Annotated in this window: 19 protein-coding genes; 3 read left to right on the forward strand and 16 right to left on the reverse strand. The window is 45.8% G+C overall.

The genetic code is table 11. From position 1 onward, the window contains the following. Positions 1–10: 10 nt before the first annotated feature. The 8 genes from ACSQ8P_RS23930 to ACSQ8P_RS23965 all read right to left on the reverse strand — a co-directional run bounded on the left by ACSQ8P_RS23930 (position 11) and on the right by ACSQ8P_RS23965 (position 10,299). A complete protein-coding gene (locus tag ACSQ8P_RS23930) occupies positions 11–1,315 on the reverse strand; it encodes an alpha-L-fucosidase (protein WP_436237479.1) in 1,305 nt (434 codons plus the stop codon). Then, positions 1,312–3,993, reverse strand: a complete 2,682-nt coding sequence (locus tag ACSQ8P_RS23935; protein ID WP_436237480.1) for a family 78 glycoside hydrolase catalytic domain — start codon at positions 3,991–3,993, stop codon at positions 1,312–1,314. Before ACSQ8P_RS23935 ends, ACSQ8P_RS23930 begins: the two co-directional genes overlap by 4 nt. Before the next feature lie 204 nt (positions 3,994–4,197). Beyond that, a complete protein-coding gene (locus ACSQ8P_RS23940) occupies positions 4,198–4,836 on the reverse strand; it encodes an SGNH/GDSL hydrolase family protein (RefSeq protein ID WP_436237481.1) in 639 nt (212 codons plus the stop codon). Between the two features lie 21 nt (positions 4,837–4,857). Further along, on the reverse strand, positions 4,858–5,796 hold the full coding sequence (locus tag ACSQ8P_RS23945) for a dihydrodipicolinate synthase family protein (RefSeq protein WP_436237482.1): 939 nt from the start codon (positions 5,794–5,796) through the stop codon (positions 4,858–4,860). A 22-nt stretch (positions 5,797–5,818) separates the two neighbouring features. Further along, positions 5,819–6,712 (reverse strand): 4-hydroxy-tetrahydrodipicolinate synthase, encoded by an 894-nt coding sequence (gene dapA / locus ACSQ8P_RS23950; protein ID WP_436237483.1) that lies wholly within the window; start codon positions 6,710–6,712, stop codon positions 5,819–5,821. Positions 6,713–6,761: 49 nt separating this feature from the next. Then, on the reverse strand, positions 6,762–7,772 hold the full coding sequence (gene pdxA, locus ACSQ8P_RS23955) for a 4-hydroxythreonine-4-phosphate dehydrogenase PdxA (RefSeq protein WP_436237484.1): 1,011 nt from the start codon (positions 7,770–7,772) through the stop codon (positions 6,762–6,764). Next, on the reverse strand, positions 7,769–9,073 hold the full coding sequence (locus ACSQ8P_RS23960; protein ID WP_436237485.1) for a four-carbon acid sugar kinase family protein: 1,305 nt from the start codon (positions 9,071–9,073) through the stop codon (positions 7,769–7,771). The genes pdxA and ACSQ8P_RS23960 overlap by 4 nt, the downstream gene beginning before the upstream one ends. Before the next feature lie 77 nt (positions 9,074–9,150). Next, on the reverse strand, positions 9,151–10,299 hold the full coding sequence (locus tag ACSQ8P_RS23965; RefSeq protein ID WP_436239590.1) for an iron-containing alcohol dehydrogenase: 1,149 nt from the start codon (positions 10,297–10,299) through the stop codon (positions 9,151–9,153). 238 nt (positions 10,300–10,537) lie between these two features. Here ACSQ8P_RS23965 and ACSQ8P_RS23970 point away from each other — a divergent pair, with 238 nt between their 5' ends. Beyond that, on the forward strand, positions 10,538–11,563 hold the full coding sequence (locus tag ACSQ8P_RS23970) for a family 43 glycosylhydrolase (RefSeq protein ID WP_436237486.1): 1,026 nt from the start codon (positions 10,538–10,540) through the stop codon (positions 11,561–11,563). Continuing rightward, positions 11,550–14,240, forward strand: coding sequence for a family 78 glycoside hydrolase catalytic domain (locus ACSQ8P_RS23975; protein WP_436237487.1), 2,691 nt, complete (start codon positions 11,550–11,552; stop codon positions 14,238–14,240). Before ACSQ8P_RS23970 ends, ACSQ8P_RS23975 begins: the two co-directional genes overlap by 14 nt. A 66-nt stretch (positions 14,241–14,306) precedes the next feature. Here ACSQ8P_RS23975 and ACSQ8P_RS23980 read toward each other — a convergent pair whose 3' ends face one another. The 8 genes from ACSQ8P_RS23980 to ACSQ8P_RS24015 form a co-directional block, all read right to left on the reverse strand. Then, the gene (locus ACSQ8P_RS23980; protein ID WP_436237488.1) at positions 14,307–16,595 is read right to left on the reverse strand and encodes a glycosyl hydrolase family 95 catalytic domain-containing protein; all 2,289 of its coding nucleotides are present in this window, start codon (positions 16,593–16,595) and stop codon (positions 14,307–14,309) included. A 170-nt stretch (positions 16,596–16,765) separates the two neighbouring features. Beyond that, a complete protein-coding gene (locus ACSQ8P_RS23985) occupies positions 16,766–18,112 on the reverse strand; it encodes an ABC transporter substrate-binding protein (RefSeq protein ID WP_436237489.1) in 1,347 nt (448 codons plus the stop codon). Positions 18,113–18,185: 73 nt separating this feature from the next. Next, positions 18,186–19,001 carry a nucleotidyltransferase domain-containing protein gene (locus ACSQ8P_RS23990; RefSeq protein ID WP_436237490.1) on the reverse strand — a complete coding sequence of 272 codons (816 nt, stop codon included), beginning with the start codon at positions 18,999–19,001 and terminating at the stop codon, positions 18,186–18,188. Positions 19,002–19,330: 329 nt separating this feature from the next. Beyond that, a complete protein-coding gene (locus ACSQ8P_RS23995) occupies positions 19,331–20,134 on the reverse strand; it encodes an aminoglycoside N(3)-acetyltransferase (protein WP_436237491.1) in 804 nt (267 codons plus the stop codon). Between the two features lie 92 nt (positions 20,135–20,226). Continuing rightward, positions 20,227–22,014 carry a glycoside hydrolase family 13 protein gene (locus ACSQ8P_RS24000; RefSeq protein WP_436237492.1) on the reverse strand — a complete coding sequence of 596 codons (1,788 nt, stop codon included), beginning with the start codon at positions 22,012–22,014 and terminating at the stop codon, positions 20,227–20,229. Positions 22,015–22,042: 28 nt separating this feature from the next. Continuing rightward, positions 22,043–22,867, reverse strand: a complete 825-nt coding sequence (locus ACSQ8P_RS24005; protein WP_436237493.1) for a sugar ABC transporter permease — start codon at positions 22,865–22,867, stop codon at positions 22,043–22,045. Beyond that, a complete protein-coding gene (locus tag ACSQ8P_RS24010) occupies positions 22,864–24,177 on the reverse strand; it encodes a carbohydrate ABC transporter permease (RefSeq protein WP_436237494.1) in 1,314 nt (437 codons plus the stop codon). The genes ACSQ8P_RS24005 and ACSQ8P_RS24010 overlap by 4 nt, the downstream gene beginning before the upstream one ends. Before the next feature lie 22 nt (positions 24,178–24,199). Next, positions 24,200–25,540, reverse strand: coding sequence for a sugar ABC transporter substrate-binding protein (locus tag ACSQ8P_RS24015; RefSeq protein ID WP_436237495.1), 1,341 nt, complete (start codon positions 25,538–25,540; stop codon positions 24,200–24,202). 175 nt (positions 25,541–25,715) lie between these two features. Between ACSQ8P_RS24015 and ACSQ8P_RS24020 the strand changes: the two genes are divergently transcribed. After that, the gene (locus ACSQ8P_RS24020; protein WP_436237496.1) at positions 25,716–26,738 is read left to right on the forward strand and encodes a LacI family DNA-binding transcriptional regulator; all 1,023 of its coding nucleotides are present in this window, start codon (positions 25,716–25,718) and stop codon (positions 26,736–26,738) included. The last annotated feature ends 103 nt before the right edge of the window (positions 26,739–26,841 follow it).

Raw genomic sequence — 26,841 nt, forward strand, 5'->3', positions numbered from 1 at the left:
TTCGATTCGTTTATTTCAAAAATAGTTCGATGACCGGAACGGTCACATTCGGTTTCTTGACAGGCAGCGATAGCGTCACGGTATGCTCATCTCGACCTTCTTTGAAAGCTCCGTTTTCAATGCCGCTCGGAACAAAACCTTGCTTAAATCTGATTTCGGACGCATCGTTTAAGAATTGTGCATACTCTACTTTTCCAGCGAAGCCGTGAAGATGGATATTTTTGAACGGCCAACTATATACATGTACGTACATGCGATTCAATTCCGGATTGTAAGTTAACCGACAATCGTCGGGGCAAACGAATGTTTCCGGTGCTTGTGTGCATCCGTAGATGGAGCGGTTGTGCCGCTTCATCCATTCACCCATTCCCTTCAACCGATCTATGGCACGCTCATCGAATTCACCGCGTCCAGTTGGGCCGACATTCAATAATAGATTGCCACCCTTGCTGACAGTATCAATCATCATTTTGATCAGCAAATCGACACTCTTCCATGACTCTTCTTCCCGGTGATAGCCCCACGAACCGCTAAAAGTGTGACAAGTTTCCCAAACGACACGCTTTCCGTTTACCTGTACCCATTTGGTCGGCATATATTGTTCAGGGGTTGTGATATCCCCTCCCACCTGCAAGCGGTCGTTCAATAAAATGTTCGGCTGTAAGGTGCGGATCATTTTGACCAGCTCTTCACTGCCCCAATCGTCCTTGCCTTTGCCCGCCAAACCGTTTTCTTCTGGGAACGAAAAGTCATAAAATAACAGATCTACTTGACCGAAATCCGTCAGCAATTCCTTCGTTTGTCCATACAAATAGTTTCGGTAGTTAGTGAAGTCTAGTTGGTTATTCCCAGCGATATGATTGGGATCAAAACGAAGTGGATGTTTAGGATCAACCGTATAATGAGGATGATGCCAGTCGAGCAAGGAATAATATAAACCTACCTTCATATTACGTTTACGAAAAGCATCTACCATAGGTCTTAGCACATCACGCCCTGCGGGAGAATTCGTTGCTTTATAATCGGTAAGCTTACTGTCCCATAAGCAAAAGCCCTCATGATGCTTTGTTGTCGTCACGAAGTACTTCATCCCCGCATCGGATGCGAGCTGAGCCCAAAGCTCGGGATCGTATAAATCCGGATCAAATCGTTTGAAATATTTATTACTGTACTGTTCCCCGCTCAATTTTTCGCGGGATTGCAGCCATTCATGTCTAGCTGCTAATGAATATAATCCCCAATGGATAAACATGCCGAAACGGTCATGGGTGAACCATTCACTGTTTCCTGTGGTTTTCTCAACTTCAAATGTCATCGTCTCTCTCCTTTGTTCGGAATAACCGTCCACCGGGAAATGAATGTATAGCTTCCTGAACCGGCGCTGTAAACGGATTGATTGGTTGATGTTCCTATTTCTTGCAGTCCATTTGTTACGTGCCCTTCCTTATTCAGGACGGTACCCGGCACATAGATCGTGGCAGTTGTGTTCACAGGAATTTGGACTTTCATAACGAACAAAGACCGTTCCCATGTCCACTCTACGCCAATCCTGCCATAGACAGAATGAAATTCACCTTTAGCAAAACGGAGCTCGCCGCCAGGACGGGGATGGATCACGATATGCTTGTATCCCGGTCTGTCCTCATCGGAGTTGATCCCCAAAATATGCTGATACATCCACTCACCGACTGAACCCAATGAGTAGTGATTAAACGAATTCATACCCGGATTTTGGAATCCATCCGTTTCAGTCCAGGCATCCCATCGTTCCCAGATTGTCGTAGCTCCATGTTTGATGGAATAAAGCCAGGAAGGGAACGTGTCTTGATTGAGTAAAGTGTAAGCAAGATCTTCTCTTCCCCCTTCGGTTAATGCGGGAAGCAGATACCCAACACCGAGAAATCCTGTTGTTAAATGATTGCCGTGGAGCTGAATATTTTCCGCCAAATAGTGAACCGCAAGTTTGCGTTGCTCATCTGTCAGCAGGTTCATCTTAAGGGCAAGCACGTAAACGGTCTGGGTGTCACCTTTGATTCGTCCTGACTGATCCACAAATGCTTCTGAAAATGCTTGTTTGATCCTGTCAAACAAATCCGTGTATTTACGGGCATCTTCTTCATGGCCGAGCGCCTTCGCTGATTTGGAAAGCACTGAGGTACTGTATGCAAAGTAAGCGGTATCAAGCACGTCCTTTGGCGTATCCGCATGGATAGACAGCCAATCGCCATAATTCGAATAACCCGGTCGAATCAAGTTCACCGTGTTCGCTTGTAAATAATTCACCCATCTGACCATCGCCGGATAACAATCTTCCAAATTTCTGAGATCGCCATAAACCTGGTAAACGGTCCAAGGAATAATAACCCCTGCATCGCCCCAACCGCCGTTATCCGGAGCATGCCAGTTCAATTCCGTTTGGTTGATCTTAAACTCTTCCCATCCGGAATCCGGCGCGACATCAGGAAAAGCTCCTGAAGGACGCTGAGCATCGATAACATCGATCATATACTTATTGAAAAAGCGTCCGACATCCATATTGTAACTGGCTGTCCGAGCAAAGATTTGTGCGTCACCCGTCCATCCAAGCCGTTCATCACGCTGCGGGCAGTCCGTCGGCACGCTGAGAAAATTACCGCGTTGCCCCCACTCGATATTGCTTAGAAGCTTATTCAACATGACGTTTGAAGTTTCTAACCAACCTGTTTGCGGTGTTGCCGAATGCACCACTCTGCCAATGACTGTTTGAAGCGTCGGCGAACTCGTCAATCCCGTTACTTCCACATATCTGAAACCATGAAAAGTAAAATGAGGCTCCAAACATTCTACTCTATCGCCTCTCAAGATGTAGGTCTCCTGCTGAACGGCTTCACGAAGGTTTATCGTGTATAAGGTATTGTCTTCATTCAACATTTCTGCGCAGCTGACGGTAACGAGTTGACCCTCTTGTCCATCTTCGATCTGAAGACGCGCCCAGCCGACCATATTTTGTCCCATATCAAACAGGTAAGATCCGCGCGATGTTTTCTTCATGCTGACCGGCAGCAGCTCCTTCATGACTTGAACAGGAGGATCTACTTGTGCGGTCAGAACCCCTTCATATCTTTCTAAGATACTAGGGGACTCCCACGCATCATCGTCAAAGCCTGGCAAGCTCCATCCCTTTGGCTCCAAACGAGCATCAAAGCTTTCGCCTTTAAGTAAATCCGAATACAAGATTGGACCTGCCATTGTCTTCCATGACTCGTCGGTCACAACGATTTGAGAGGAACCGTCTTCATATTCGATATGCAGTTCAAGGAGTAAATAGGGATTATCGCCATATCTGTTTGGGCCAAACATACCTACGTTGCCGGCGTACCATCCAGTACCTAGGATTGCACCTAGAGTCATAGTTCCGTTACCCAGATACGATGTTACATCGTAGGTCTGAACTTGTACTCTGATCTTGTAATCCGTCCATCCGGGGGCAAAATAATCTCTGCCTACCCTTTCACCATTGATATGCAATTCGTACAGACCTAATGCGCTTGCATAAATGAAAGCCTGATGTACCGGCTTATCAATTTGAAATGTTTTCCTCAGATAGGGAGAGGGTAAAAGCTCCGAATGCTGCGGTTTTGTTCTGCCAACCCAACGTGCTTGCCATTCGTTCTTATTGAAAGGACCCATCGACCAGTGAGCTGGGCCGCTCCAGTCAGACACTATATCGTTTTTATCCCACACCCTGACCTGCCAATAATAAACCCGTCTTGCTTCTAAAGGTTTTCCTCCGTAAGCGACATGGATCGATTGATCCGACTTAACCTTACCGCTGTCCCACAAATCACCTTTATTTTTATTCAAAAGCTCCATACTGGATGCAACCAATACTTGGAACGCCGATTGAAACTGAAAGTATTCTTCCGATTTCAGGATCCAACTTAAACGTGGAACGGTCGTTACTATGCCTAACGGATTTTCGGAGTATTCCGTTTTCAGATCAGAAACTTTCAAAAACCTCATCTCCTATGGACAGATTCCCTTCACCGGGATACTTGAGTCAAGTGTATCTAAAATTGAACTTTCGGTTATAGGGCGAATTCACCTATTTTATAGGCGACGCCCTCCACCTCACCGCGGTTTTCTTGAAGAATGTCATAAAAAAGACTGCAACCATGATGAATGGCATGCAGTCTGAAATTTGAATAATCGTTTGCACTAATTCCTATTAGGAATACCAGTAACCGCCTTCAGCCAAGTTGTAGCCATCAACATATCCCCAAGCGTGTTCATATGAACGCCGTCCGTCGTTAAATCCTGGCCTGTTTCACATTGCAAGAAATTCAGAAAGGCTTCATGTGTCGGCACAAGGACGCCATTGAACTCTTCTGTCAGTCGATTGACAATATCAACATAAGGCTTAAGTAAACGGGTTCCTGTAGAATCAGGATACTCCTTGATGACTGTAGGCTGCATGAGGATCACACGACAATTAGGTAATTGTTTCGTTTGCTCTAATAGGCTGCGATACACGGCTTCGAACTTGTCAGGGTATACTTGCTCCGCATCTGGCGAATCCAACTGCCGCCAAACATCATTGATCCCGATAGAAACTGAAATCCACTGTGGCTGATGATCCAAGACATCCATTCTCCATCTTTTTTCTAAATCAATCACTCGGTTTCCTGATACGCCTTCATTGATTATCTTTAACGACAACTTAGGGTATAACGCTGTGAGATAATCATGCAGCAGCCGAACATAGCCAGAGCCTAGTTTTAAGGGGTCTTTTTTTCTGCCTTTGTCCGTTATGCTGTCACCTATAAATACGATTTTGTCCTTCGTTTTAAATGGCACTGTAGCATCTCCTTTTTTTGATCAAACCGTTACATTTTGTTTTGTCAGTAACTGCTGCTTAAATAGTTGATACAGCCCATCGAGCTGCTTCACTTCCGATTTTTGGTTTTCTCTGAAAGCACCTGCATCTCTGGTGCGGCAGTGCATCGCTAGGGATAAACCTAATCTTTGCAGATGATATTTCGCATTAACAGGATACATCTGAAGTTCGATTAATGACGCAGGTCCGATAAATGCCTGAATCATTTCTGCGGTTTCAGACTGAAAGTCCCCGCACTCCGAAAGACGCACATACAAGTCAGGGTGAAAATTGGCCATCACGCCGCTAAAGCCGGCCACCCCTAAACGTAACGATGCTAGTAAGGTAGCGGAATTCGCATTGAATATTTTCAACGGACTTCCTTTTACAGCATCGATCTTCTCAGCAATCTGTTTAATATCGCAGCTCGTGTCCTTGAGAAATCCAAACCTGCCTGTATCCGCACACCATTTAAGCAGTTTCGGGCTCATCAGCCTTTTATACGGATAAGGGCATTCGTAAATACCAAACAGCACATCTGGCACTCGATTGAGCAGCTGTTCTGCACGGTTCAACCATACCTCGTCCGATTCTTCCGGACCGGCAAATCGATTGCTAACCAGCACGACAGCATCAACCCCGGTGTCAGCCATCCGCTGAAGCTCAATCACTTGCTCTTCGAATCCGTCTGATATATGGCCAGAAGCGATGACAGGTACACGGCCATTTGACTTTTCCTTGACGAACTGTGCGATCCTCACTCTCTCCTCTAAAGTTAAGTAGAACATTTCACTCGATTGACAGACCGCAAATAGGCCGTGAACACCTTGTTCAATGTACCATTCGACCAGCTCCCCTAATGCTTCAAAGTCCACTTCTTTGGAATTCGTGAAAGGGGTTAGCATCGTTGGCCATACGCCGTTCGGAATGTTAACTTCCATTATCAACAACACCTCTTCCTGATCATTTAATGACGCCTGCGCTCACATATGGATCCATCACGATTTTCAGCTCCGCTTTAGCAGTCGGAGAGAGAGGTTGAACCGGCAGTCGAGGGTCTCCCGCAGGCAAACCGAGCATGTTCAAAACCTCCTTCAACACGGAAGGCAGTGTTCCCATCGAGAATGCACTGCGCAACGCGCGCAGCTTACGCTGTGACAATTCGGCTTCTTCTGGTTTCCCTTGCAGCCATAAATCGTAAATGGACCTGACGACTTCCGGGAATACGTTGGCCGTAGCTGCGATAGCCCCATGACCGCCTGCCATCAATGTCGGCAATATGAGTGAGTCTGTCCCTGCCAGTACGGCGAAATCCGGATCACACTGCTCCAGAACTTGCAAGATGTTATCAAAGCTTCCGCTGCTGTCCTTAATACCGACAATGTTAGGTACTTTGCTTAACTCCATGACCGTCTTGGGTAAGAGGGTATTGCCGGTTCGCGCCGGAATGTTATACAGGAGAATAGGCAGTTTCGTCGCTTCCGCAACTGTTCGGAAATGTCCAATCAACTCTTGCTGTGTAAATGTTAAAAAATACGGTGTAATGATGGATAAAGCGTCGGCGCCCATTTGTTCAAGACGTGCAGCTAACTGAGCCGTTTCCTGCGTTCCTACGCACCCTGCGCCTACATAAATTGGAACGCGTCCCTGAGCTTCCTCGATGACAATTTCGGCAACTCGTAGCTTTTCCTCCATTGTCAGCGTAAAGAACTCTCCATTGGTACCGAGGCAAAACAGACCATGGACGTTAGCGGTGATGAACCTGCGAACGAATAGACGCAATGCCGATTCGTTGATGTTTTGATTGTCATCAAAAGGCGTAATCATAGCGGGGATAATGCCTGCTGGCTTTAACATCGTAACTCTCCTTGTATGGAACGGATTTTAAATTGCTACATTATCTGCCTCAGGAAAGGTTATCTATCGGTTTAGGAGCAAGCTCAACCGCAGCGTGGATCGCGGCCAACATACTTCTTTCATCCGCTATTCCTCTACCTGCAATATCGAAGGCTGTCCCATGATCGACAGAGGTGCGAATGATTCCTCCATTCAAACCGATCGTGATGTTCACGCCGGCTTCAATACCAAGCACTTTGATCGGTATATGTCCTTGGTCATGATAACAAGCGACCACAATGTCAAAGTCCCCCTTTACAGCTCGATAAAACAGCGTATCAGCTGGATAAGGACCGGTAACGTTAATACCTTCTTCAGCTGCTAATCTGATACCAGGAATCAGTTTTTGTTCTTCCTCTCCATTACCGAATAGACCATTCTCTCCCGCATGCGGATTAATCCCGCAAACAGCAATACGAGGTTTGTCGTTTCCAGCCCTCTGTAACGTTTCATATGCCAGCTTGATTACCTTGTACGTCCGCTCCGGATTGATCAACTCAATGGCCTGAATCAGTCCGACATGTGTGGTTAAATGTATGACCTTCAGCTTTGGAGCTGTGAGCATCATGCTATAATCTTCGGTATGTGTGAGTCCGGCTAATATTTCCGTATGACCCGGATAAAGATGGCCTCCCTTATGCAGAGCCTCTTTATTTAAAGGGGCGGTGCATATGGCGTCAATTTGCCTAGCTAAAGCCAATTCCACTGCTTTCTCAACAAACACGTAAGCAGCGTGTCCCGCTTCGGCGGATACTTTACCGAATGAAAGGTCAGGACCGAGCATGCGCAAATCCAAACAATCAATGCTGCCGTATTCGTAACGCCCGTGCTGAGGACTCGATATGATATGAATGGAAGCTGTACCTTTCACGATTTGAAGTGCACGTTCTAACATGACCGGGTCTCCAATCACTAGCGGACGGCAGCGTTCGTATACTTGAGAATGGTGCAGCGCTTTCACAATGACTTCAGGCCCGATGCCTGATGCATCGCCCATTGTGATTCCTATTATTGGTTTCATTTCGTACTCAATCCTCCATTCAACAATTCCAACGCTCGCAGCAGTACTTGGTCAGATCCGAATCCCCCTGCTTTGGTTACGGCAGGAAGATGTTCATCTGAAACAAGGCATCCAATCGGCACACCGCTTTCCACCTCGTCAAGCACTCGAAATTCGTTTACTTGCAGAAATGAACATACTTGTCTTGCTGTATCGCCACCGGTCAATATGACGCCTCCAATCCTGCTGCGATTCATCAAACGGAACACGGATTCTCCCAAAGCACGAGATATCGTATCGCTAACTTCTTGTGCAGACATGCCATTTAGGGCGCCGGTATTCTGGGCGAGTCGTATAGCTTCCACGTCACCAGACGAATATAACACTGTATGAAAGTTTGCATTTATGGCCTGTGCTGCTTCTTCCACTACACTCACCAATTCGTGCTCTGTTTCGACTTTACCAGATACGAGGCGATAAGCCTCCATCCGGATGCCCCGCACATTCGGTTGGCTAAGAAGGACGTCCAATTGACGGCGTGACCGAGAACTGACACTGCCAATCACAGCAAGTATCGGACAGTTTGGATGATTTAATTTCTTTGGCGATGGCTGCGCTAAGGATTCATATTGAACTGCCAGTTGTTGTGCCAAACCTGCTGAACCAACCCAAACAACCGAATACGATGTCTCCCCGAACAGGGAAACGATACATTTCAAATCATCATCATTGTCAGAATCTACAAGCAAATAACAAATACCTCGGGATAGACAATTTTGCAATACGAGCTCCAACGCGCTTCTCCCCTCCGCTAATATCTCGGAAGGGATGACCTCGACAGGTTGCTTCGTCTGATGACGCAATAATTCTGGGATAAAGGATTCGGTAATCGGTGTTTTCGGATCGCTTGCGAACTCGGTTTCATGCAGCGGCGTTCCATGAACATACAATCTGCCCTCGCGAACCAGACGTCCAGCTTCGGGATAAGCAGGAGCGATGACTACGAAATCGGGACGATAGGTGTCGTAAACGGCATCCATTTCCGACCCCAGATTTCCACGCAAGGTGGAATCAATTTTTTTGAACACAACATCCGCTTCGAAAGCTTGAGCGCACCTCGATGCCTCAACAGCTTTCTGGTAAGCGGCTTCGGCATTCAGGGATCGGCTGTCGGTATCCAGCACAAGCACATCCTGCTCTGACACCGCTTCCATTCCCGCATTGAACTGTAAAAGTACAGTTACATGCAGCCCGTGCTTGGCAAACTGTACGCCTGTATCCCCCGCTCCCGTAAGATCATCGGCAATAACGGCAACTTTCAATTGCGGTAACCTCCTTAGCGATTTGATTAGTAACACGTGCTTCGAACACGCCTAACCAGGCAGACACACTCTCTTTATCAAGGGAACAGTTTCCGATACACTGTTTTAATCGACGCCAAGTCCATCGGCTTCGGATTATTAGTTAAAAGCCTGGTAACCTTGGATGCAGCGATCGCCAGGTCATCCACATCTCCTTCCGAAATGCCAAATTCGCGCAAGTTTTGCGGGATACACATCTCTGAAGTCCATTCGAAAATCTGCTTGATCACCATATCGGAGGACTCCGTCCTTCCCATCTTCCCAACGTGCAGACCCATGGCCCCAGCAACATTTCTAAGCCGATCTGCTATGGCATCCTGATTAAAGGCCATAACATGAGGCAGCAGCATCGAATTGGCAACTCCGTGCGAAATATTGAACTTGCCTCCGAGTGGATATGCAAGCGCATGAACGGCCGCTGTGCCGGCTGCGCTCAACGCCATACCGCCGTACATGGACCCGAGCAGCATTTTCCCCCTCGCTTCAAGATCCGAACCGTTATGATAAGCAAGAACCAGACTTTCTGCAATCAAGCGGATTGATTCCAAGGCAAACATATCGCTTATCGGATTAGCCTTGTTAGATATATACGATTCCAAGGCATGCGTAAACGCATCCATTCCCGTTGCAGCCGTGATCGATTTCGGTAAGCTTATCGTCAAAACAGGGTCAATGAGGACCAGCTTGGGCAGCAAGTGCCTGCTGATAATGCCAACTTTTAACTCTTCTTCCGGAACGCTTACAATGGCATTCGGCGTTACTTCCGAACCTGTCCCAGAAGTCGTCGGTACAAGAACCATCGGAATGCCAGATTGCGAAACAAGATCGGTCCCAATCAGACTCTGCACGTCAACTGGATTCGTCAGCAAAACGGAAAATATTTTTGCAGCGTCGAGAACACTTCCCCCTCCTATACCAATCAGTAAATCTACAGGTTCGGCAGAAATGCTACTGAATACGGAGCGAATATTGTCTACCGTCGGTTCCGGTTTCACCTCCGTTATACAACGACTGGATATACCGGCTTGTTTTAGCTCTCCTAGAATTTGTTCAATTACCCCCATCTTTATGATCGAAGGTTGTGTTACGATCACAGCGTGCCGAAATTCGCCGAGCAACTTGATGCGCGGAATCAACTGGTCGATGACATTACGACCGACGACAATGCTGCCGGACGTCTGAAACATGAACGGATTGGATGCATAACCGTCTTTCACAGGAGTCCCCCCTTCCGAACAAAATTTCCACAATTTTCCCTCATCCTACGCCCGCTTACATTCGATGTCAATGCAGCTGTAGTTTGAAGATGCAATCGACCTATATATCGGATTCAATCCCCCCCTCAGTAGGAATAGGTGTGATAGTAATCTTACAATATGTGGCATCTGTCGCAAGTTCTACAAACCGATAAGGAGATTGAAAACCATGAATATTGAGCCCTATGTAACGCCTTATAAATTGGGTAAACCGGTGCTTATCGGATCCGGCATCCCCGGGCACTTTGATGAACGTGCCGTTGATTGCCCCTTCGTCTTTCAACATAATGATAAGTTTTACATGATGTACGTAGGATTTGACGGTACGGGTTATCAAACAGCCTTGGCCACCAGCAAAGACCTGTTAAACTGGGAGCACCTTAGTGTCATTTTACGGCGAAATGAAGGTTCAGTCTGGGACTCGAAAAATATAGCAGGTACATGGATTTTGAAGGAAAATAGTATCGATGCTCCTCCCGTGCTTAAGAAATGGAACAACAAATACTGGCTGCTCTATCACGCCTACCCTAATTTCGGGTACGAAGAAGGTTCGGCGAAAATCGGAATCGCATGGTCGGAAGATGAACAACTACTGGAGTGGCACAGATACGTTGATCCCATTCTAACCCCGGAAGAAGGCGCAGATTGGGAAAAAGGCGGTTTATACAAGGAATGCCTTGTTGAACATGAAGGTACGTTCTACTTGTTTTATAATGCCAAAAACACGAATAAGGGCAAATGGCTCGAACAAACGGGAGTTGCTTTCTCAACTGACCTCATCGCGTGGCAGCGATACGAGCATAACCCGATTCTACGTGTCTCTCCGGAAAGATGGGACTCCGGTTTTGTTAGCGACCCTTGTGTTTTACAGGATAAAGATCAATGGATCATGTATTTCTTTGGCTATAATTACAAGCAAGCACAAGAAGGAATTGCCTTATCGAAAGATCTTTTACACTGGGATAAATATCCGGAGCCGATCATTCGCGTAGGCGAAGAAGGAACGATTGACTCTATTTTTGCGCATAAGCCGTCTATCATTACGCATCATGGCGTGCTTTATCACTTCTATTGCTCCTGCCGACCTTATAAGGAAGGTGATGCGACAAAAAACTGGGGAAAAGAGTTCCGTACGATCAGTGTGGCTGCCTCGCATGATGTTTTCAAAGGAGACCCTACCCATGCAACTGGATGAAATGTTTGTGGAAGGAAAAAGATGTCCAATCGGGATCGATGTGACACGCCCTGCTTTCAGCTGGAGTTACAAATCCAGTCTTACTCGCTCGCAAATGCAAACTGCCTACCGGATCACAGTGTCAACCGCTGAAGAAAATGTGCAGCACATCGTATGGGACAGCAGTAAAATAGCAAGCAGGAAAAACGTGCATATTTTATATGAAGGTCCTCCGCTTCAATCTCGCATTCGCTATTATTGGAAGCTTCAATTTTGGAATCAAGACGATCAGATGGAAGAAAGCCCGGCTTCGTTTTGGGAAATGGGACTTATTCATGAGTCTGATTGGGCAGCTCGCTGGATTGGAGAACCTATTGGAGAGTCGCTCAAACGTATGGCGCTTCCGCTGTTCCGATATGAATTCAAACTAGTGAAAAGGGTGAGAAGAGCAAGAGCTTACATCTGCGGTTTGGGACAATACGAGCTTCGCTTAAACGGAAACAAAGTCAGCGATCATGTGCTAACACCGGGGTGGACAAACTTTGACAATACCTGCCTATACAACGTCTACGATGTGACGGATTTAATGAATACAGGCACCAATGCGGTTGGTGTTATGCTCGGTAATGGATTTTTCAATGTCACGGGTGGCCGTTACACGAAATTCAAACGTTCCTTCGGTACCCCCAAATGCTTGGTACAGCTTGAAATCACCTATACCGACGGTTCAACGGTTGCAATAACCAGTAATCAGGACTGGCGTATCGCAGAAGGACCTATCACCTTTTCATGCATCTATGGGGGTGAGGACTATGATGCTCGCCGTAATCAATCGGGTTGGGATCTGCCCGGTTACACGGAAAGCGATGATTGGAGATACGCAGCCGAAGTTGTTCCTCCTCTTGGGAAGCTTAAATCGGAAGCACTTTCTCCAATGAAAGTAATGCAGTCCTTTAAACCATTGAGCATAACGCAACCTAGTCCAGGCGTATACGTGGCGGATTTCGGGCAAAACTTTGCAGGATGGGTTGAAATATCAATCAGGGGTCAGAAGGATTCTAAGGTAACTCTATCTCCGGCAGAACTGTTGAAGGAAGACGGTACCGCCAATCAAAAGTGGACTGGATCCCCTTACAGGTTTTCCTATATCCTAAATGGAGAGGGAGAGGAAATCTGGTCGCCTCGTTTCAGCTATTACGGTTTTCGTTATGTACAAATCGAAGGCGCTATTCCTGTCGATTCGTCCACTCCCCTCTCAGAGATTCCTTCACTGATCCGCTTGGAGGGACAAATGATCTATCCAGATACGGGATTATCAGGTCATTTCGAATGCTCGGATGTTATGTTGAACCGGACGCACGAAATGATTAATCAAGCGATTCTGAGCAATATGAAAAGTCTTTTTACGGATTGTCCGCATCGAGAAAAGCTCGGATGGTTGGAGCAAATCCATTTGATGGGTCCCTCTGTGGCATTCAATTATCAGGTAGAAGCCTTGTTAACGAAAGTAATGGAAGATATCAGAGATACCCAACTGCCGAACGGAATGGTGCCGACGACGGCACCTGAATATGTTGTATTTTCCGATAAATGGCGCTGCTTCCGTGATTCTGTTTCTTGGGGTGGTGCGTACGTGTTGACAGGCTGGAACCTGTTTCGACTGTACGGCAATACTCGGATCTTAACCGAGCATTACGACGGTATGAAAGTGTACATCGATTATGTGACGGAGAGCTCCGATCATTTAATCGTCCATCAAGGGCTTGGAGATTGGTATGATGTTGGGGAAAATGGACCTGGTTTCGCCCAAAACACACCTGTCCCCCACACGGAAACAGCCATGTATTATCATATCGTTGATGTTTTTGTGCAAATAGCAAACTTGTTAAACAACAAGCAGGACGTCATCAACTACATTAACTTACGGGATAAGATCAAATCGGCGTTTAATAACGCATTTTACAACCGGGAAACTTCCCGATATGCCACTGGCAGTCAAACCTCCAACGCCATGCCGCTTTCATTTGGACTTGTGGATGATCCCTTTAAGGAAACCGTACTCACTCATTTAATCGAAGACATACGTCTACATGGTTATCATACAACTGCTGGTGATGTGGGGCATCGTTATGTGCTGCTTGCCCTCGCGCAGAATGGCCGTTCGGACATCATTTACAAAATGACTCGACAAACGGATCATCCAAGCTACGGCTATCAAATCGTACATGGCGCAACGACATTAACGGAAGCCTGGGACGGTCCAACTGTCGGCAAATCACAAAACCATTTTATGCTCGGTCATTTGGAAGAATGGTTTTACGCCGGCTTAGCCGGAATCGATTATCGATATGACCCCGATTTCCAAAGCTTTAAGTTGACGATTAAACCGTCGATACCTGGTGGCTTGGATGAAGTCAAGGTTGAGCACCGGTTGCCTGTCGGATCTATGGGTGTTGAATGGAAACGCTATAATCAAACTCAGTTGGCGTTAAACGTGAGTATTCCTGCAAACTGTACGGCTGATGTCTATGTCCCTGCATTTGCCATGGATATGATTACAGAAAACGGTTCAAGGATTGAAGCAGCCTCAGGCATCGAAATCATCGGTTATGAAGCTGGATATGCCGTACTTCGCGTTACTTCAGGACATTACCAATTTGTAAGCGAAGTCGCAGACCTACCCTCTGAGCGAAGTTAGTCCAACAAAAAAGAGCTGTCGTCACATGTATTACTACATGGTGAGCAGCTCTTTTTCTATACGCATTTATGGATGGATCGACTCAATCTCATAAGCCATACCTGAATTTGTGTTAAACACGACCACTTGATCGTTTATCGATACATCTTTCAAGGGTTCAACCCCAACTATACGAACTTCGTCACTGGTCCTAAGACGACAAATACCTCCAAGCAGCGAACGTACCGCTGCACTTTCGAGTTTTCCGCTCTTCCACTTGATATCTACCTCAAAGCCCCCACGTGCCCTTAATCCCTTCACTTCTCCGTCAGACCATGCCACCGGCAGCGCCGGCAGCAAGTGAAGCTCACCCGTATGACTTTGCAGCAGCATTTCCACGATGCCGGCAGTTCCCCCGAAGTTGCCGTCAATTTGAAACGGCGGGTGGTTATCCAGCAGGTTCGGCAGCGTCGATTTGCTTAACAACGCCATGATGTTCTCGTAGGCTGCTTCGCCGTCTTCCAAACGAGCCCAGAAATTAATGATCCACGCTCGACTCCAACCAGTATGCCCGCCTCCGTTCGCAAGTCGGCGCTCCAGTGTTTTGCGCGCAGCCTCAGCCAGATCAGGTGTCCCCCTGACAGTCACTTGATTGCCAGGATGAAGGGCGAACAAATGAGAGATATGCCGATGCCCAGCCTTCTTCTCTTCGTAGTCCTCCAGCCATTCTTGAAGTTGACCGTAACGGCCGATTTTCGGTTCTGGAAGCCGGCTGCGGACATATATCCATTCTTCCCGCAGGGAATCTTCTGTTTCCAACAATTCGCTTGCCCGAATACAAGCTGAGAATAAAGCATGTAGAATTTGATTATCCATTGACGGTCCCATCGTGAGACAGCCTCTTTCCCCACCCGGCATCACGTAGGTATTTTCCGGAGAAGCAGATGGACAGGTCACCAGCTTGCCGTCCGGCGTTTCCATTAAGTAGTCGAGGAAGAATAACGCCGATTCTTTCATCGTTTCATAAGCGCGCTGTAAGAATTCGAGGTCGCCGCTAAATTCGAAATGCTCCCACAGGTGCAAACACAGCCATGCTGCTCCCATCGGCCAGTACGTTGCTGGGATATAGATGTCCTGCGGTGCGGTATCTCCCCAAATATCTGTATTGTGATGTGCGACGAACCCTCTGCAGCCATACATGGTTTGCGCAGTTTTCCTTCCGCGCTCCCGCATTCGTTCAATAAGATCGAACAACGGCTCGTGGCACTCCGACAAATTACACGTTTCTGCTGGCCAATAGTTCATCTGTGCATTTATATTTATCGTATATTTGCTGTCCCATGGCGGCTCTATTTTATCATTCCATATCCCCTGTAAATTGGCGGGCAAGGAGCCAGGGCGGCTGCTGGAAATGAGCAAATACCGGCCATATTGAAAATAGAGCGGAATGATCCCGAAATCTTCGCTGCCTTCCCGAATTCGCTCCAACCTCTTGTCCGTCGGTAAATCAACTGCCTCTCCCACTCCGGATTGCAGCTTGAATGAAACTCGGTCATACAGACGTCCGAAGTCTTCTAGATGATCAACTTTCAACTGCGCGTACGTTTTCCCAGATGCTTCCTCCACCTGTCTTACGCATTGCGCCTTCGGATCATCGTAACGAAATGAGGTCGCTGCCGCCAAGTAAAGTGTCACACTGTCAGCTTGATCAATAATCAAATGCTCGCCGATCACACGGACGACACCTCCATGAGCTTCCGCGTGCAGCACTGCACAAAATTCGGAGCCGCCGCCGCCGCAATTGCCGCGAATCGCAATAGCGTGATCGGACAGCTTGCCAATTTGTTCCGCATACTTGTTTTTCTCGCCCCGCATAAGACGGGCGGTCAAGGATAATGCGCCGGGCGTATCTGCTTCTAGCCGAACCGTCAATACCTGATCGACGTGACTGGACAGCATCTCGCGTTGATAACGAATACCGCCCGTCTGGTAGGTTACGGAGGCTATCCCCGTACTTAAGTCAAGTTCACGGTGGTACTCTTCGATCACTCCGGAGTGCCCATCGAAGGCCATCGTCAAATCGGCAAGCGGCATATAATGGCGCTGCCCCTCTGGGACGCCGGAAAGTGCCATCACCGCAAGCTGCTCGGCATCGCGAATTCGCCCTTCCGTAATCCATTGGCGAATTTGCGGAAGATGCTCAAGAGCATCCGGATTGTTGCGTTCCTTCGGTCCTCCATACCAGACCGAATCCTCGTTCAGTTGAATCTTTTCCTTGGCAGCCTTGCCAAAAACCATACCTCCGAGCCTGCCGTTCCCAATTGGCAGTGCTTCGTTCCACTCGGAAGCCGGCTGCTGAAACCAAATTTTATCCATGAATTCGGTCCACCTCCCGCAGTACTTCGTCATGTATCTCTGTCAGCTCCACAAGATCTGTAATAAAGAGGCATAGGGGGACAGAGTCATTTGTTAACTTTTTCATGAAGAATTCTCCTCTCTAATGAAATTGTTGGCGACCGAAACGAAGTTCAGGCCTAATGAATTCCCTACTTTTCAAATCCTGGGAGCAATTTGGATTTACCGTCTTTCTCATAGTTCGCAGAGAGTTCTTGTATCGTCTTATCCACATCGCCGCTGATGAAGAAATTTTGCAGTAATTTTTGGAAATCTGCAAATGTTGGCGTCAGACGGTTTTGCACATTGATCTTTGCCTTCCCGGCATCGATCATGTTTTTTACTGTCTGCTGCGCGGGATAAAGTTCACTCTTCGCATCAACAAAGATTGGAATACTGGGCTGTATTTGGTAGTACACGTTCACCATCTCAGGTGAGATCATAAATTTAATAAGGTCAACTGCTTCTGCCGCATGCTTTGCTTTCACCGGAACCATTAATTGGTTCGGAGGCGTAATCATCGCTGTCCCTACATCCGTTGCCGAGGGGAAAGGAAAGAAGCCGATGTGATCTGTTACAAATGACTTGCCAAATTTCTTCTCTAGCTGTGGAATTAAGCCATCGAGCATGAATGACATGGCGACTTTCCCTTCGCCTAATTTATTCTGCATGTCTTCATAGGTACCGGCAAGTACATTTTCTTGATATAAGCCGAGGTCCTTCAATTCTTTATGTTTCTCAAATAAATCTTTCATTTCTGGAATGTTAGTAAGCTTCAATTCATTCGTCTCTAATTTCTTAATACCCTCATCTTTGACGACGGGGTCAACATTGGTTACCCACCCTGTGAGATAAAAAATTTGAGCAGGCCAGCCATCTTTTACACCTTCATAAAAAGGAGTTACACCTGCCCCTTTAATCTTCTTAGCGATCGTTAACAAATCTGCATAGTTTTTCGGGGGCTCAACACCGACATCTTTAAACACATCTTTGTTGTAGAACACACCGTACATACCGGTTGCGCCGAAAGGTACGCCAAAGATTTTGCCGGATGCCGTTGTCTGTGACTCTTTCATTGATGGAATGATTCGCTTCCAAACGTCAGCATCGCCGGACCATTCGCGAAGTGTTTCTTCCGCTCTTAGCTTCACGTATTGCTTAGTGCCCGGTTGCATGAGAAAGAGATCAGGAAAATCGCCCGTTGAGAATCGTGTCTTAATCATATTATCAAAATCCCCGCCAGGCAAAGCTTGCAGTTCAACTTTATTGCCCGATTTGGCTTCATACGATTTAAAGATTTTATTGAAAGGAGTTGCATCTACTGTGTTGGCGATTACAAAAGTAAGTGTAACGGGACTTTTCGCTTTAACTAGTACGGGTGTACCACTTGCCGCAGTTGGCGACCTGTCTGTATTACTCATACTATTACCGCATCCCGCGACAGATAAAGTAATCAGACATGCCGCTGATACGCTTAGCACTGTTCTCGTTCTTCTCATTGCTTTTACCATCCTCTTATAAATCACTTACAAACTAATTTAATGACATCGCTTACAAGTATCCTATTATGTATTAACGATCACTGATGGGAGGCTCACCATCTAACCAATTCCATTCGTTGTTTACGATAAAGCGGCTGACAGATTCATGCGGTGTTATTCCCCAATCATGGAAGGAACGAATGCACTCGATGAATGCGCTTATCGTTTCCTTGTTCGGCATAGTCAGCATCGCATCTTGCAATTCCAAGTAAGATACTGGTTTGTCCTGTACCCTTTCCAACGTATTCATCATTGATTTATGGCATGGGAAGAGTATTCGGTTATAAGTAAGAATTAATCGTCCTGCAAATAACGCAACTTGACTAACAGCATGCGATAATAAATATGTGTTGTTCAATACTAACGCTCGATCGGCAAAATATCCCCCATACAACTCCACTTGAGCAAAAAAGTCCTTGAAGTTTCTCTCCCGACTATCTTCCGGATATACGGAAATACGACTAACAAGCTCATCCAAGTTGGGTATTCGAGAAAAGGCGACATAGGCTCCTTCAAATGAGGCACGAGTCGGCTCACTCCCCTTTTCTGCCGCCGCTTTCAGGAAATCATAATTGATAATTTTCCCGTCATAATAACCACCCTTGTAGTCACAACCCTCTTCTGCATAATAAAACAAATGATCCCGCTGTTTTCGGTCCTGGAAAGTCTCATCATTCACAACCAAATAACAATCAATATCTGAATCCTCGCGTGCGATTCCTTTAGCCACAGAGCCAGCAATAATCACAGCCAAGTACTCGGAATCCTGCCCAATCCGATTCACTAGATAGGTAATTGCTTTCTTGTGATGATCTCTGATTTCACTTTTCTGTACTTGCTCAGTCATGGAGAAACACCTCCCCAAAAAGATTGGTTATTCTTACCTTACATCATTTTCGTTGTTAGATTGGGTGGTATTCATGACATATCTATAGGTGGAAAATGACAAAAGCTGAATTGTTTCCAAAAATACCCACAAAAAGAATATCATGAATAGTTCATTAGGTCTATTTCGAAAATAACTCGCGCTTTGCTTTTATGGAAATAAAAAAAGTATCATCGAAATGATGATACCTCGAATTAATGTATAATACCTCCGAACAACCCGAAAATGATGGTTTGCACTGCCCACACTTTTCCTTCTCATATTCGCCCCCTTAACGCTTTAGAGTCGTGCTATACTCTATTTTTCTCCATCCATTCAACTGCCCAGTCGACTAACGGTTTTTGCTTCATAAATCTTACATCAGCATTCCCAACTTTATGAATCTTGATATTTTTTTCTTTATCATATCCATTTCCTAACTTTACAAAATCTACGTCATCTACTGCTTGAGTAGTGTAAGTAACCCACTCTCTCTTTCCATCTTTGATTATCGCACTACTTTCATCAATAAATCTTTTAGTAGGAAAGTTTGCTCTAGTCTCAGCTAAATGTAGCGATGTATTTTTATCATATCCGACTCCAATTAATAATACATATCCATCTAATTCATATAATTTATCTATTGGAGAGTTTTCACCAAAAATATTGCTTAAATCATGTTCTTTTGTAATATATTCAGCATGTTTTCCTACTACTGCTATTGACCTCGCCGGGTGATCTGTCCTTTTTACTCCTGGCCACTTTCTAAACATTTCAGCTACGATACCCATTCCAATTGCGGGGGTAATTTCTTTATCATATGCAGGCCAATTTTCACGAATTATAGGCCACCATTCTTGTGGTATTTCCCCATGAACTCCAATTGATGGATCAAGATTTTTCCACGTTTGAGACGGCATCATTAAAGTTCCTTCTACTCCCACTATTTCTAGGAGTAAGGTTATTAACGTTTCAGCGCCTCCTACAACATATCCCAGACTATTTAACGAAGTATGAACAAATATGGTCTGCCCTTCTGTTAAACCGCAGTTTTTAAACTGTGTGATTAAATCGTCTTTAGTTAATATCACTCTGGTTTCTATTTTTTCAGTCATTTTTATTCTCTCCACCTCGTTCGTGATATTTTGCAAAATAAATTGTCCAGACTTATGGGTACTAGGTGTACGAGTCTTATATATTTTAATATCTAGTTCGTCAAAATTGCACAACCAAATGCCGGAAGCTGCACAGTCAAACGTCTATCCGATTCGCTGACAGCGTAATCTACTTCATTAAGAACATCCGTAACCTGATTATTTGAGGCTGTCCATGGAACTGTAACCACCAATTCCTGCGGATTCGGGGAATGATGGATGATGACCGCGACGCGTTCACTGTCATACTCGCGCAGAAAGCCAAACGCGTTGCGTGCTTCATCAACGAACCATAGTCGAAAGCTGCCGCGTGTGAGTGCGACGTAACGCTTGCGAATCGCTATGAGTTTGCGATATAAATTCAGCATCTCTCCGTTCTGCGCTGAGCTCTCCCAGATCATTGGTTTCCGGCAATCCGGATCGGTTTCACCCGTCATTCCAACCTCATCACCATAATAGATCATCGGCATCCCAAGATAAGTGAATTGAAAACAAACTGCCAGTTTCATCCGAGCAACTGCCGTTTCTGTTTTATTCCAACCCCATCCCCCCTTCATACAGGCGGTGAGAAACCGTTCAGTATCATGGCTCCCCAGCAGTTGAAGCATAGCTGAATTCGCCTGATCCGTGTAATTCATCTGAATTTGAACGATTTCCTCCAGAAAACAGGTCGCACCTACCGTTTGGCGGGCAAAGAAATCAAGTACAGCTTCACGAAACAGATAGTTCATCACACTATCAAACTGATCCCCACGCAGCCAAGGTCCAGCTTGGTGCATAATTTCGCCAATTAAAGCAAGATCACTACTAATGCCCTTCACTTCTGTCCGTAGCCGACGCCAAAATTGTTGATCAACTTCATTCGCCACATCAAGCCGCCAACCGTCAATCCCGACCTCTTCTATCCAGTAGCGTGCCACCTTCAACAAGTAATCGACAAGCTCCGGATTGGATGTATTCAGCTTCGGCATGGTAGATTCAGCATGAGAGAATGTTTCATAGTTCGGTATCGGCTTCTGGACAATAGGAAAACTATGAACATGGTACCAGTCCTTGTACGGTGAAGCATCACCCCTTTTCAACACATCGCGAAATGCGAAAAATTGGTCTCCTGAGTGGTTAAATACAGCATCCAGAATCAGACGCATCCCTTGCTGCTTAGCTGTCCATTTCAGCAGTTTCAATAGTCCTATATCTCCGAAAGATGGATCAATCTTGTAATAATCCGATATATCATATTTGTGATTCGAAGGCGATTTGAAAATCGGTGTAAGATAAATCGTATTCACGCCGAGCTCAGCCAAATAAGGCAGTTTCTCGATGATACCCTGGATATCCCCCCCAAATAGAGAGTTGCTTTCCGGTTTAGCCTCTTGCGTCCAGGGCTGAGTACCTATTGGGTCGTTAGCCGGATCTCCATTGTGAAATCGGTCTGGAAATATTTGATAGACAATAGCTTCAGGCAACCACGATGGAACCTGAGGAATATCCGCATCACAAATATAGGAAAACTGGAAGTAACCTGCCTCCGTTCGGTGCATGGAAGCTCCACGTTCTCCGTACCAAACATCATTTCCTTCTCGTGTTCGAACCATAAACAAATACCGCAGCCTCCGCTTGGGAAGCTCTACCATCGTTTCATAGTAGTCAAAATGTCGGGTAAAACCAACTTTCTCCAGCTCCTGCGGCAGTTCTGTTCCCGGCGAATGGTAACGATCCGCATGTACGATACTGCAGGAGAGTGACGCATTTTTCTTCATCCGAATACGGACCTTCAGGTGGGTTTGATTTATGGCAAAAGCATAAGGAGCTTCGCTTGTATGATAAATAGACTCGAGCATTCCGTAATCTCCTTCTAGTTAGCATGACTTATCCTTTGGATGCACCGACCGTAAGACCGTCTATTAAGTATCGCTGCAGCCAAAAGTATAGAATAATAATCGGGACTGCCAAGAGTACGGCCCCAGCCGCAAACATCGTAAATTCCGTTGAGTTCTTTTGGCTGACCATTTCATAGAGCCCTACAGCTAATGTAATTTTTTCTTGTGATCTTAGAATAAGCCGAGCAAAAATGAAATCGACCCAGGCCCCTGAGAAAATAACAAGGCTAATGTAAGTCAGCATAGGTCTGGATAAGGGAAAAATAATTTTCCAGAATACGATGCTATGCGTTGCCCCATCGATTAAAGCCGCTTCCTCCAAGCTGCGCGGAATCGTATCATAAAACCCTTTTGCCACGAACATATTCATGACGAACGCACCCGAGCTGTATACCAAAATGAGCGCCCAGTGATTATTCAACAATTTGATTTGAGACAACAGGATGAAGATGGAAATCATCGCCATAAACCCGGGAAACATATTCAGGATAAGCAGCAGTATTAACCCCTGCTTCCTGCCGGGAAACCGGAAACGGGCCAAGGCGTAAGAACCAAGCATGGTCAGCAGGCTTCCAAATAACGTAGAGAAGAAGGCTACTTTCAGCGTGTTCATAAACCATATTGGGTAACGGTGTATCTGACTTGTAAACAAGTCTCTGTAATGATCAAGTGTGAGCGAATGTGGAATGAAGGTTTCACTGTATAAGCTGTTGCCTGATTTCAAGGAAGACATCACAATCCACAAAGCAGGATACACGCTCGCCAATGAAAGAACGGTTAGAATCAAATAGGTTACCACGAGGCGAATTTTCATTGAATGATGTCATCCTCCTTGTAGGATTGCGTTTTGCGATACTGATAAATAGAAATTCCAGCGACCAAAACGAAAATAATTAGCCCAATCACCGAAGCGAAGTTGTATTGGTTGTTCGTTAGCGTCAGCTTATACAGCCATGTCACAAGCAGATCCGTCGCTCCTGCATATTGGTAGTTGGATATAAGCGGATTGCCATCTGTGAGCATGAAGATAACGTTGAAATTATTAATGTTGGAGGCAAATTGCATAATGAGTACCGGAGCCGCAGAAAACATGACCATGGGCAGTGTGATTTGCCTAAATTTATCCCAAGCTCTGGCGCCATCTACTTCCGCTGACTCATATAAATCCCTTGGAATCGTCGTCAAAATACCCGAGACAAGTACCATGATTAAGGGCATACCCAGCCATAAATTCACGCTAAGCACGGTTACCTTAGCCCAAAAAGGGTCTGTCAACCAAGGTAATCCTTGCAGTCCAAACCATCTTAAGTACTGGTTAATTGGACCGAATTCGCTGTTGAGCAAGTTGCGAAAAACAAGCAATGAAACCAAATTAGGAATCGCGAAAGGAACAATGAGCAGCGTTCGCCACATTTTCTTTAGACGGACATCCTTCTGCGCAACCAGAACCGCTACCAATGTGCCTGCTACGTAGGTCGTTATCGTGGCTAAAACAGCCCATATCACCGTCCAAGTCAGTACACCATAAAAGGTTCTACTCCATGTCTTGAGTGTGAGCAGATTTTGGAATATGCGAAATCCTACCCAGTCCAAAAGGTTGGCCGGTGGCAGTACCGGGGCGGCGTAATTGGTAAAGGCAATCAAAATACTAAAGATAAGTGGCATCACATTCAGGAAAACAACGAAAATGGCAGGAATGGCGAGAATGAGATAAGGAAAATGCCGATACCGGATATGCTGAAGCGTCTGAGCGAAAGAGTGGGGCTGAGTCCCCCTCTCTCGCAATCCAGCCACCTTATACGCATCACGCACATTCAGGACATACACAAGTAGAATGAACATCACACCTAGCAAAGAAATGAGTCCCTCCACCATAAGAAATACCGAATGATCTCCTGCAACCGGCGTGTATACATCCCCCGATTTAACGATGGAACGCGGGGTATCTCCAAGTGTGATTAACCCAACAATGCGCCCGAATCCTTGGGAAACGATGAATACGACTCCCGCAAGGCCAAAGATAAACAATAGAAATCCTTTGAACAATTGCTTGTTGTACCATTGTCCGAAACCCATGAAGAAGATGGAGAGCCATACGGCTTTGCCGGTGTACTTATTCTGCATGTCGATTGCGCTTCTTTCCTTTTTATTTTTGGGCCGGAGCTGATGCGATTTGTTCTTTTATCGTTTTCACCGCTTCATCCAACTTCTTGCGTACATCAGCGTGATCGTTCCAAATGGCCGTAAAAGCCCCTTCCATCGGTGTCCATACATTGGCCGTTTGAGGAAGTGTTGGCATGGGCTGTGATTGCGCGAACTGCTTGATAAATCCACCTAACAGCGGATCATTCGCAATGATGGGATCCTTGGCTGCTTCAGCATTTGCGGGTAGAATTCCCGTTGCTTTAAAATTCTTTATAGCATTGTCCTTGTTGGTAATGAATTGGGCGAACAGCTTCGCCGCCTTTGGGTATTTCGTATAGGAATTCACATAGTAGGAGCGTACGCCTGAAAACGATATGGCTTTTTTCCCACCTGGGAAATCAGGCAGCGGCATGACCCCGAAGTTGACTTTATTTTTAAATGAACCGATTGACCATGGTCCGTCAATGTTATAGGCTAGTTTGCCGTCTTGAAACAACTGCGTTTTCACATCATAACTCAAATCCTCTACCTTAACTGGAAGAATATCATGCAAGCTTTGGTAATATTTCACGCCTTCCACAGCTGCATCGCTATTCAGACCGATATCGCCTGCATCCGTTCCATTTTTGCCGAACATATAACCGCCGAACGATGCCAGGAAAATGTAGTTGTAATACGTAATCTTCGTTTCCCACATGATGCCGTATTTTTTCTTGGCTTGATCATTGTACGTTTTAGAAAAAGCTATAATATCATCCCATGTCTTCGGCAAATCTTTAACTAGGTCTTTATTGTAAAAGAGGGCGTACGTTTCTACTGATTTTGGATACCCGTAAAGCTTCCCATTAAAAGAGGAGGCATCGATCGTTGTTTTGGCCATGACCGCTTCCGTTTCCTTTTGGAACGTATCATTGGGCAGCAACAGGCCAGCCGTTACTGCATTCCCAAGCTTATCATGAGCGAACATCACCACGTCCGCAGCAAGTCCTGCCGGTCCATCATTCGCAAGCCTTCCTGCTTGATCAGGTGCAGCGACAGACTCCACTTTCACATCGACATTATATTGTTGTTTGAAAGCAGCAGCCAATTCTTTAACAAAAGCAACTTCAGCACCATCCTCCCATACAAGCAGAGAGGCACCTGGTTCAGGTTTGATATTAGCATTCGTATTGGCAGCGTTATCATTTTTACCCTTATCTGTTCCTTCAGGCTGCTTGGCTGCCTCATTGGCAGGTTTCATGGAAGCAGTACTTGATGGATTATCACCCGCTCCTGATGAACATCCTGTGAGTGAACTCGCAACTAGCGTGGCAGTTAGCAGACCTAACATTTTCTTCTTCATACGCAGCATAACCCCTTCTATAATCGGATGAAAAGCGACAATACCATTCTGATTATTGATGTGCTATAGTGTAGAGAAAAATAAGCAACGAACCTCTAGGAAACCGGTTTCCTAGATTTAAAATAACATATTCGTTTTCGTAAATCAAACTATTTTTTTGAGCGTTGGGGGAACTATGAGTAAAATTACAATTAATGATATTGCCAAAGCTGCCAATGTCGCGAAATCTACCGTATCGAAAGTACTGAACGACTCTCCAACGATACCGGAAGCAACCAAAATTAAAATTAGGGATATCATGAAACAAATGAATTACATCCCGAGCAGTATTGCAACCCAATTGGCTAAACAAAGCAGCTTCAATATCGGCGTGCTGATTGATATGTCACGGAAACATGATTTCTTGAACCATTTCTTTTATACCATTATCGGTGGGATAGAAAATGTGATTGGCACACTAAATTATGAATTAACCATCTGCAATTCTCATGCCCAGAGCGAAAATAACTTTCTGGAACGACTCGTTTTGAATAAAAAAGTAGACGGTCTCATTATGGATAACACGATTCTAACCGCGTCGCTAGCTCAGCAATTGAATGATTTGCGATTCCCTTTCGTATCACTGGGTGGTTTAGCAGGTGTCGATTCGGTGAGTTGGGTAGATATCGATAATATGCAGGGCGCCGGGATGATCACCGAACATCTGTTACAACAGGGATACAGCAACTTCGCCTTTATTGGCGGTGAGATGCATAGTCCCCTCTTCAAAAACCGATACGAAGGAGTGAAGCGCACGCTTCAACGATTCGGTAAAACGATCCACAACGACCACCTTAAGACGGGTTTCGCTAACGAAGAGAACGGCTACCGCCTGATGCAGGAACTGCTGGCACTAGCCTCCCCGCCTGATGCGGTTGTTTGCATTAACAATTACACCGCCTTCGGTGTATTAAAGGCCATACGTGAGCATGGGCTGTCTGTACCAGATGAGATCGGAATTGTTACGTTCGACAATTACCCGCTTGCACCCTATACAACTCCACCACTCACTTGCCTCGATCTGGACACTTTCGAGCTGGGTGTCACCGCGGGGACCATGCTGACTCAACGGATTGCCGATCCTCATAAACCCGTGGAAACCAGATCAATTGAACCTAGTTTGATTATTCGTGAATCGACCCGTAGACAGTTAACATAAGTAAAAACGCTTTGAATACCTATTGATCTTGGATCCTATGTCAAGGACACTTACAGCGGGCGGTAACACAAATAAAAAAAAAAAATTGTGATATTCCATAAAT

Source organism: Paenibacillus sp. LjRoot153 (assembly GCF_964253085.1).
GTDB lineage: Bacteria > Bacillota > Bacilli > Paenibacillales > NBRC-103111 > Paenibacillus_E.

Bases quoted from the DNA above. Each gene is read 5' to 3' on its own strand.
- ACSQ8P_RS23965 (WP_436239590.1), bottom strand. From the start codon at position 10,299: ATGTTTCAGACGTCCGGCAGCATTGTCGTCGGTCGTAATGTCATCGAC.
- ACSQ8P_RS24020 (WP_436237496.1), top strand. From the start codon at position 25,716: ATGAGTAAAATTACAATTAATGATATTGCCAAAGCTGCCAATGTCGCG.
- dapA (WP_436237483.1), bottom strand. From the start codon at position 6,712: ATGTTAAAGCCAGCAGGCATTATCCCCGCTATGATTACGCCTTTTGAT.
- pdxA (WP_436237484.1), bottom strand. From the start codon at position 7,772: ATGAAACCAATAATAGGAATCACAATGGGCGATGCATCAGGCATCGGG.
- ACSQ8P_RS24000 (WP_436237492.1), bottom strand. From the start codon at position 22,014: ATGCTCGAGTCTATTTATCATACAAGCGAAGCTCCTTATGCTTTTGCC.
- ACSQ8P_RS24005 (WP_436237493.1), bottom strand. From the start codon at position 22,867: ATGAAAATTCGCCTCGTGGTAACCTATTTGATTCTAACCGTTCTTTCA.
- ACSQ8P_RS23985 (WP_436237489.1), bottom strand. From the start codon at position 18,112: ATGAGAAGAACGAGAACAGTGCTAAGCGTATCAGCGGCATGTCTGATT.
- ACSQ8P_RS23990 (WP_436237490.1), bottom strand. From the start codon at position 19,001: ATGACTGAGCAAGTACAGAAAAGTGAAATCAGAGATCATCACAAGAAA.
- ACSQ8P_RS23980 (WP_436237488.1), bottom strand. From the start codon at position 16,595: ATGGATAAAATTTGGTTTCAGCAGCCGGCTTCCGAGTGGAACGAAGCA.
- ACSQ8P_RS24015 (WP_436237495.1), bottom strand. From the start codon at position 25,540: ATGAAGAAGAAAATGTTAGGTCTGCTAACTGCCACGCTAGTTGCGAGT.
- ACSQ8P_RS24010 (WP_436237494.1), bottom strand. From the start codon at position 24,177: ATGCAGAATAAGTACACCGGCAAAGCCGTATGGCTCTCCATCTTCTTC.
- ACSQ8P_RS23970 (WP_436237486.1), top strand. From the start codon at position 10,538: ATGAATATTGAGCCCTATGTAACGCCTTATAAATTGGGTAAACCGGTG.
- ACSQ8P_RS23945 (WP_436237482.1), bottom strand. From the start codon at position 5,796: ATGGAAGTTAACATTCCGAACGGCGTATGGCCAACGATGCTAACCCCT.
- ACSQ8P_RS23975 (WP_436237487.1), top strand. From the start codon at position 11,550: ATGCAACTGGATGAAATGTTTGTGGAAGGAAAAAGATGTCCAATCGGG.
- ACSQ8P_RS23995 (WP_436237491.1), bottom strand. From the start codon at position 20,134: ATGACTGAAAAAATAGAAACCAGAGTGATATTAACTAAAGACGATTTA.
- ACSQ8P_RS23930 (WP_436237479.1), bottom strand. From the start codon at position 1,315: ATGACATTTGAAGTTGAGAAAACCACAGGAAACAGTGAATGGTTCACC.